The organism is Micromonospora aridisoli, from assembly GCF_056150025.1.
The window spans coordinates 1-665 of the sequence record NZ_JAXCFK010000065.1 but is presented as its reverse complement, the minus strand read 5'-3'; the positions used below and the strand labels follow the sequence as shown (position 1 = coordinate 665).

The window sequence follows — 665 nt, the reverse complement described above, 5'->3', positions numbered from 1 at the left end:
GGCGTTCGAGGAGGAGTTCGGTGACCTGGTCGGCGGCCGGCACTGCGTCGCCGTCAACTCCGGCACCTCCGCGCTCCAGCTAACGCTGATGGCGCTCGGCTTCGGCCCGGGCGACGAGATCATCGTCCCCTCGTTCTCCTTCGCCGCCAGCGGCAACGCGGTCCGGCTGGTCGGCGCCGAGCCGGTCTTCGTGGACATCGAGCCGGGCAGCTTCTGCGTCGACCCGGAGGCGGTCGCCGCGGCGATCACGCCGAAGACCGTCGCGATCATGCCGGTGCACCTCTACGGCCACCCGGCCGCGATGGACCGGATCATGGCGATCGCCGACCGGCACGGGCTGGCCGTGGTCGAGGACGCCGCCCAGGCGCACGGCGCCACCCTGGCCGGACGGCCGGTCGGCGCGTTCGGCACGGCCGGCTGCTTCAGCTTCTACCCCACGAAGAACATGCACTCGCTCGAGGGCGGCATGATCAGCACCGCGGACGCCGGGCTCGCCCGCACCCTGCGGCTGCTGCGCAACCAGGGCATGGAGCAGCGGTACGCCAACGAGATCGTCGGCGCCACCATGCGGATGACCGACGTGGCCGCGGCGATCGGCCGGGTGCAGCTGCGCCAGCTGCCGGAGTGGACGGAGCAGCGGCGGGCCAACGCGAAGCTGCTCGACG

1 protein-coding gene is annotated in these 665 nt (G+C 72.6%); it reads left to right on the top strand.

Annotated elements, in window-relative coordinates; translation table 11 throughout:
• Nucleotides 1-665: DegT/DnrJ/EryC1/StrS family aminotransferase (locus SM447_RS29350; protein ID WP_474576114.1), on the top strand; the 665-nt coding region annotated here is incomplete at both ends.